The 6,552-nt window shown below is 69.8% G+C and carries 7 protein-coding genes; 6 read left to right on the plus strand and 1 reads right to left on the minus strand.

The features are described from left to right. The 6 genes from ACILRB_RS15635 to ACILRB_RS15660 all read left to right on the plus strand — a co-directional run. Positions 1–1,189 (plus strand): ABC1 kinase family protein (locus ACILRB_RS15635; protein ID WP_395667223.1); only part of this gene is annotated, 1,189 nt, incomplete at its 5' end. 116 nt (positions 1,190–1,305) lie between these two features. Beyond that, positions 1,306–1,455: an aa3-type cytochrome c oxidase subunit IV gene (locus ACILRB_RS15640; protein WP_395667224.1), complete on the plus strand. Its 150-nt coding sequence runs from the start codon at positions 1,306–1,308 to the stop codon at positions 1,453–1,455. A gap of 88 nt (positions 1,456–1,543) precedes the next feature. After that, positions 1,544–3,016: a Re/Si-specific NAD(P)(+) transhydrogenase subunit alpha gene (locus tag ACILRB_RS15645; protein WP_395667225.1), complete on the plus strand. Its 1,473-nt coding sequence runs from the start codon at positions 1,544–1,546 to the stop codon at positions 3,014–3,016. A 102-nt stretch (positions 3,017–3,118) separates the two neighbouring features. Continuing rightward, entirely contained in the window at positions 3,119–3,556 is a 438-nt protein-coding gene (locus ACILRB_RS15650) for an NAD(P) transhydrogenase subunit alpha (RefSeq protein WP_395667226.1), read from the plus strand. 3 nt (positions 3,557–3,559) lie between these two features. Next, the gene (locus tag ACILRB_RS15655; RefSeq protein ID WP_395667227.1) at positions 3,560–4,969 is read left to right on the plus strand and encodes an NAD(P)(+) transhydrogenase (Re/Si-specific) subunit beta; all 1,410 of its coding nucleotides are present in this window, start codon (positions 3,560–3,562) and stop codon (positions 4,967–4,969) included. A 294-nt stretch (positions 4,970–5,263) separates the two neighbouring features. Continuing rightward, entirely contained in the window at positions 5,264–5,545 is a 282-nt protein-coding gene (locus tag ACILRB_RS15660) for a hypothetical protein (protein ID WP_395667228.1), read from the plus strand. 14 nt (positions 5,546–5,559) lie between these two features. On the opposite strand, the gene ACILRB_RS15665 is transcribed toward ACILRB_RS15660, so the two are convergent. Then, positions 5,560–6,003, minus strand: a complete 444-nt coding sequence (locus ACILRB_RS15665) for a hypothetical protein (RefSeq protein ID WP_395667229.1) — start codon at positions 6,001–6,003, stop codon at positions 5,560–5,562. Positions 6,004–6,552 lie beyond the last annotated feature (549 nt).

The following is a 6,552-nucleotide window of genomic DNA, read 5'->3' on the forward strand; positions in this document are numbered from 1 at the left end:
GAAGGTCGCCCAGATGATGGCGACCATCCCCGACCTGCTGCCGCCCGAATACGCCGACGAATTGCAGAAGCTGCAGGCCGACGCGCCGCCGATGGGCGCGGGCTTCGTGCGGCGGCGCATGCAGGCCGAGCTCGGCCCGGACTTTCTCTCCCGCTTCAGGAGCTTCGACTTTCAGCCGGCCGCCGCCGCCTCGCTCGGCCAGGTGCATCGCGCCACGGCGCTCGACGGCGCGCCGCTCGCCTGCAAGCTGCAATATCCCGACATGGCCTCGGCGGTCGAAGCCGACCTTGGCCAGCTCGACGTGCTGTTTTCCCTGCACCGGCGTCTCAATCCCGTCATCGACACGCGCGAGATCGTCAAGGAGATCGGCGAACGCGTGCGCGAGGAGCTCGACTACGCGCGGGAGGCGCGCCACGCCGCGCTCTACGCCGAAATTCTCGGCGACGCGCCTGACGTGCGCGTCCCCCCCGTGCGCCCCGAGCTTTCGACCGCGCGGCTCCTGACGCTCGGCTGGCTCGACGGCGCGCCGCTGCTCGACTTCAGGGGCGCGCCGCAGGAGACGCGGGCGCGGATCGCCTCGGCGCTGTTCCACGCCTGGTGGGTTCCCTTCGCCCGCTTCGGCGTGATCCACGGCGATCCGCATCTTGGCAATTACGCCGTCTTCGGCGCCGACGCGGCGCGGCGCGAGGCTTTGGGCGTCAATCTGCTCGACTATGGCTGCGTGCGCATCTTCCGGCCCGAATTCGTCGACGGCGTGAAGACGCTCTACAAAAGCCTGCTCCATGACGATTTCGACGGCGCCTTCTTCGCCTATGAGCGCTGGGGCTTCCGCGGCCTGACGCGCGAGCTCGCCGAAATTCTCAACATCTGGGCGCGCTTCATCTTCGCGCCGCTGCTCGACGACCGCGTCCGCACCATCGCCGACGGGGTTTCGCCCGGGCGCTACGGCCGCAAGGAGGCGTTTCGCGTGCATCAGGCGCTCAAGGAGAAGGGCCCGGTGCTGGTGCCGCGCGAATTCGTGTTCATGGACCGCGCGGCGATCGGCCTCGGCGGCGCCTTTCTGCATCTCGACGCGCGGCTGAATTTTCATCGCCTGTTCGAGGCCGCGATCGGCGACTTCGCGCTCGAGGCGCTGCGCCCGCGCCAGCGCGACGCGCTCGCGCGCGCCGGACTCGCCGCGCCCCCCTAGCGGCGGCGCTGCGGCCCGCCGGCGGCGGCGAGAAATTTTCACGATAGTCCCTTTGTCCACTTGCGCGCCGGGGCTATCCTCGCCAAAGCTTGCGCAAGTCTTCGGGAGAACGCCGCATGGGCCATGACGTCGCAGAGCAGAACGTCCACCCTGACATGGACTACGCCGAACATCTGCGGACCTATCGCCTCTTTCTCAAGCTGGCGCTTTACCTGACGGCGGGCGTCGCGGCGATCCTGGTCCTGCTCGCGCTCATCACCCTCTGACACATCGTCTCGCGGCGTCTTCACCCCTTGGCGCCGCGCGTCGGCGCCTCGCCGCGCGATTCCGTTCAATTCCATTGCGGAGCACGACATGCGGATAGCGGTGCAGGCCGAGACCGACGCCAATGAGAACCGCGTCGCCGCGACGCCGGAGACGGTCAAGACGCTGATCGGCCTCGGCGCCGAAATGGTCGTCGAGACGGGCGCGGGCAAGGGCTCGGCCCAGGACGACGCGGCCTACGCCGCGGCCGGCGCGGCCATCGCCCCCGACGCGCGCGCCGCGGCCGAAGGCGCCGACGCGATTTTGCGCGTGCGCCGCCCCGACCCGTCCGAGCTTGCGGGCGTGAAGCCCGGCGCGATCCTGCTCGCCGTGCTCGACCCCTATGGCCACGAGGCCGAGCTCGCCGCGATCGCCAAGACCGGCGTCAGCGCCTTCGCCATGGAGCTCATTCCGCGCATCACCCGCGCCCAGTCGATGGACGTGCTGTCGAGCCAGGCCAATCTCGCCGGCTACCGCGCGGTGATCGACGCCGCCGCCTCCTATGACCGCGCCATCCCCATGATGACCACGGCGGCCGGCGCGGTTCAGCCGGCGCGCATCTTCATCATGGGCGTCGGCGTCGCCGGCCTCCAGGCCATCGCCACCGCGCGGCGCATCGGCGGCGCCGTCACCGCGACCGACGTGCGGCCGGCGACCAAGGAGCAGGTGCTCTCGCTCGGCGCGAAATTCATCGCGGTCGAGGACGAGGAGTTCGCCGCCGCCGAGACGGCGGCCGGCTACGCCAAGCCGATGTCGCCCGAATATCAGGCGAAGCAGGCCGAACTCACCGCCTCGCATATCGCCAAGCAGGACATCGTGGTCACGACCGCGCTGATCCCCGGCCGCAAGGCGCCGATCCTGATCACCAAGGAGATGGTCGCGACCATGGGGCGCGGCGCGATCATCGTCGACCTCGCGGCCGAGCGGGGCGGCAATTGCGAGCTGACCCGCCCGGGCGAAACGGTCGTCACCGAAAACGGCGTCAAGATCCTCGGCGCGCTCAACCTCGCCGGCAGCGTCGCCGCCACGGCCTCGGCGCTCTATGCGCGCAACCTCGTCAATTTCCTGAAGCCCCTGATCGACAGGGAGACGAAAGTCTTCGCGGTCAACTGGGACGACGAGATCGTCAAGGCGACGCTGCTGACCCGCGACGGCGCCATGCCGCATTCAAACTTCCAGCCCCCGGCGGGCGCGCTCGAAGCCGCCCCGGCGGAGTCCCCTGAAGCCGCCCCGGCGGCCGTGACCGACGAAGCCCCCGCCGCGCAGGACGCCGCCGAAGCCGTCGCCGCGCCGCAGCCCGCCGAAAGCCCCGCGGCCGACGACGAAGCCGGGGACGCCGGACAGGCGCCCGAAGACGAGTCCGCGCCCGAAGACGAGCCCCCGGCCGAAGACGCAGCCCCCGAAGACGCAGCCCCCGAAGACGCCGCGCCCGACCATGCCGCGTCCGACCAGGCGGCGGCGCCCGGCGGGGCGCGGACGCCGTCGCGGCGGCCGAAGCCGCGGGGCCGGACTCCGCGGCGCTGACGTGAGCCCGGGGCCGCGCCGGGAGCGGCTGGAGCAGATTGACTCCGCGACGGCCGGCCGCGCCCGCCCGTCGCGCGGCGAAATTTCCGAGGGAGAACAGGAATGGCGAACGAAATCGACCCGCTTGCGCTGCAACGGGTCCAGGAAGCGATTGAAGCCGCGCGCGTCGCGGCCCAGAACGCCGAGGCGGCGGCCGACCAGATCGCGGCGGCCGGCCATATCGCGACGGGCGGCCTGATCGACCCCATCGTCTTCCGGCTCGCCATCTTCGCGCTCGCCGTGGTCGTCGGCTATTACGTCGTCTGGTCGGTGAAGCCCGCCCTGCACACGCCGCTGATGTCGGTCACCAACGCCATCTCCTCGGTGATCGTCGTCGGCGCCCTGCTGTCGGCCTCGGTCGACGCCGGCGCGCATGGCGAGCCGGGCGCGGGCGCGGCCAAGCTGTTCGGCTTCATCGCCCTCGTGCTCGCCTGCGTGAACATCTTCGGCGGCTTTCTCGTCACCGAACGCATGCTCGCCATGTACAAGAAGAAGGGCTGACCGATGAGCGCCAATCTCGCCGCAGTCCTTTATCTCGTCTCGGGCCTGCTGTTCATCTTCGCGCTGCGCGGCCTGTCGAAGCCCGAAACCTCGCGCCAGGGCAATCGCGCCGGCATGATCGGCATGGCGATCGCCATGGTCACGACGCTGGCCTATGACCCGCCGTCGGGCTTCCTGTCGTGGCTGTTGATCTTCGCCGGCGTCGGCATCGGCGGCGGCGTCGGCGCGTGGCGCGCGCGCACCATCCAGATGACGGCGATGCCGCAGCTCGTCGCGCTGTTTCACGCCCTCGTCGGCCTCGCCGCCGTGCTGGTCGCGGCGAGCGCGCTCAACGCGCCGCGCGCCTTCGGCCTCGGCTCGCCGATCCATGGCGGCAGCCTCGTTGAAATGTCGCTTGGCGCGGCGATCGGCGCGCTGACCTTCACCGGCTCGGTGATCGCCTTCCTGAAGCTCGACGGGCGCATGTCGGGCAGGCCGATCCTGCTGCCGCACCGCCATCTCATCAACATCGCGCTCGGCGTCCTGCTGGTCCTGTTCATCGTCGCCTTCACCTCGACGGCGGACCATACGGTGTTCTGGGCGATCGTCGCCGTCTCGCTGGCCCTCGGCGTGCTGCTCATCGTCCCGATCGGCGGCGCCGACATGCCGGTCGTGATCTCGATGCTGAACTCCTACTCCGGCTGGGCGGCGGTCGGCATCGGCTTCACGCTCGGCAATCTCGCCCTCATCATCACCGGCGCCCTCGTCGGATCGTCGGGCGCGATTCTGTCCTACATCATGTGCAAGGGCATGAACCGCTCCTTCATCTCGGTGATCCTCGGCGGCTTCGGCGGCGAGACGGAAGCGCCGGCGGCGGCCGTCTCGGCCGACCCCGACGCGCCGCAGCGCGAAGTGAAGAAGGGCACGCCCGAGGAAGCCGCGAAGCTGCTCAAGGCGGCCAAGCTCGTGATCATCGTGCCGGGCTACGGCATGGCGGTGGCCCAGGCCCAGCACGCGCTGCGCGAGATGGCCGACCTCGTCAAGAAGAACGGCGGCGAGGTCAAATACGCCATCCATCCCGTGGCCGGACGCATGCCAGGCCACATGAACGTGCTGCTCGCCGAAGCCAACGTGCCCTATGACGAAGTGTTCGAGCTCGAAGAAATCAACGAAGACTTCAAGAAGGCCGACGTCGCCTATGTCATCGGCGCGAACGACGTGACCAACCCGGCCGCCAAGACCGACCCGAAGTCGCCGATCTACGGCATGCCGATCCTTGACGTCGAAGACGCCAAAAACGTCCTTTTCGTCAAGCGCGGCATGGGCTCGGGTTATGCCGGCGTCGAGAATGAGCTGTTTTTCAAGCCGAACACCACCATGCTGTTCGGCGACGCCAAGAAGGTCACCGAGTCGATCGTGCGGGCGATGGAATAGGCCGGCCTTTCCGGCCCCTGCGGGAGCGCGGCCCGGCCGCGCCCCCGGCGACGCAAGGCCGGCTACGGCCCTGCGAAAACCCCGCCTGAGACGGGGCGCGGCCGGCGCGACAGGGCGGTCCGCCCCGGCTTATCCTTCAATGAGGCCCGACAAGGCCGGCGTCTTCGCGGCGTGCGCCGTCGGTTCGAGCCGCCGCGCCAGGCGCTTCGCGCTCGCAAGCCGGCGCGCCCTTGCATATAAAGAGAAGGCGGGCGCGCGTCCCGAACGGAACCCGCCCGAACGAAGGGGGACTGAATGGCCGCCGACTACGACGACGTCAAGGCCGTCGCGCATCTGCCCAATCTCGACATCGAAATCCAGCATCGCGCCCCGCGCCCGGGCCAGGGCGAGGTGTTGACCATTTCGCTGCGCGCGACGCCCTCCTTCGAAGCCGCGTTCCGGCATTTCGAGGACGCCAATCCCTTCGCCTTCTGGACGCGCGCGATCGAGGACGCCTGGGCGCCATGGCTGCGTCTCGCGGGGTTCGACCTGCCCGCGCCGCGGCCCTCGCGCCTGCCCAGACGCGGCGAACGCTGAGCGCGCGTCCCGCTTCAGCCTTTCGCCTTTTTGCGGGAAAGACGGCGCTCATTCGCCGTCGCCGTCCTGTGGACCGGCGCGAGGGCGCGGCCGAAGCCGAGGCTCATGGCCGTCGCGATGCGCAGCCCGCGCCGGCCGACCCGCTCAAGCTCGGCCGGCGTCGGCGGCCGGCCCGAGAGCGTCAGCGCGAACAGGTCGCGCGCCTGGGCCATGCAGTCCCCCTGCGCCGCGGCGAGATCCTTCATCCATGACGCGCCGGCGCGCGAAAAGGCGTCGGCCTTCTCGGCGCCCATCAGACGCAGCTCGGCGACGTCCGCGCGCAGCGGATTTTCGAGCGCCGCGTCGATGACAGTCCTGCGCCTTGCGATCACCTTCCCGCTCGCCTGAAAGGTTTCGGCGGCGGCGACGGCGTTTTTCCAGGTCGAGGCGCCGAGCTTGAAAGGGTCTGTCCAGAACATGGCGGCTCCAGGGGCGAGGCGGCGGACGGCGACGGGCGCCTGCGAGGCCAAGCGCCCCGCGAGGCCAAGCGCCCTGCGAAGCAAGGACGGCGCCGGAGTCTTCGACGCGAACCATCGCGGATCCGGCGGGACCGGCCCGCGTCGCACATGGCCTCACGTCGCCGCGCCGTCATGGCGCACGCATGAAAGGCGCTGGAATTCCCGGCGTCGCCGGTCTAGGACATGACACGCGGGCCGCGGCGATCCGAGAACATCTGCGCCGCGGAAATTGTTCCGCCCCGCGCACCTGTCGCACCCCTTGCGGCAGCTTCGTCTCTCGCCAACGATCTTCGGCCAATGATCTTCCGCCGGTGATCTTCGCCGCGCGCCTCTCCCGCCCGAGGCCGCCGCGACGACCGTCGGACACGCCTTTCGATCAGACGCCTGCAATAATGGAAAACAGATCATGAAGTCAGGAAACGCTCTTTTGACGTCCGCGCTCGCCGGACTCTCGATGTGCGCCGGCGCGCTTTACGCGCCCGTGGCGCAGGCGCAGATCACCTATGACGT

The sequence above is a fragment of the Methylocella sp. genome, assembly GCF_044226135.1.
GTDB lineage: Bacteria > Pseudomonadota > Alphaproteobacteria > Rhizobiales > Beijerinckiaceae > Methylocapsa.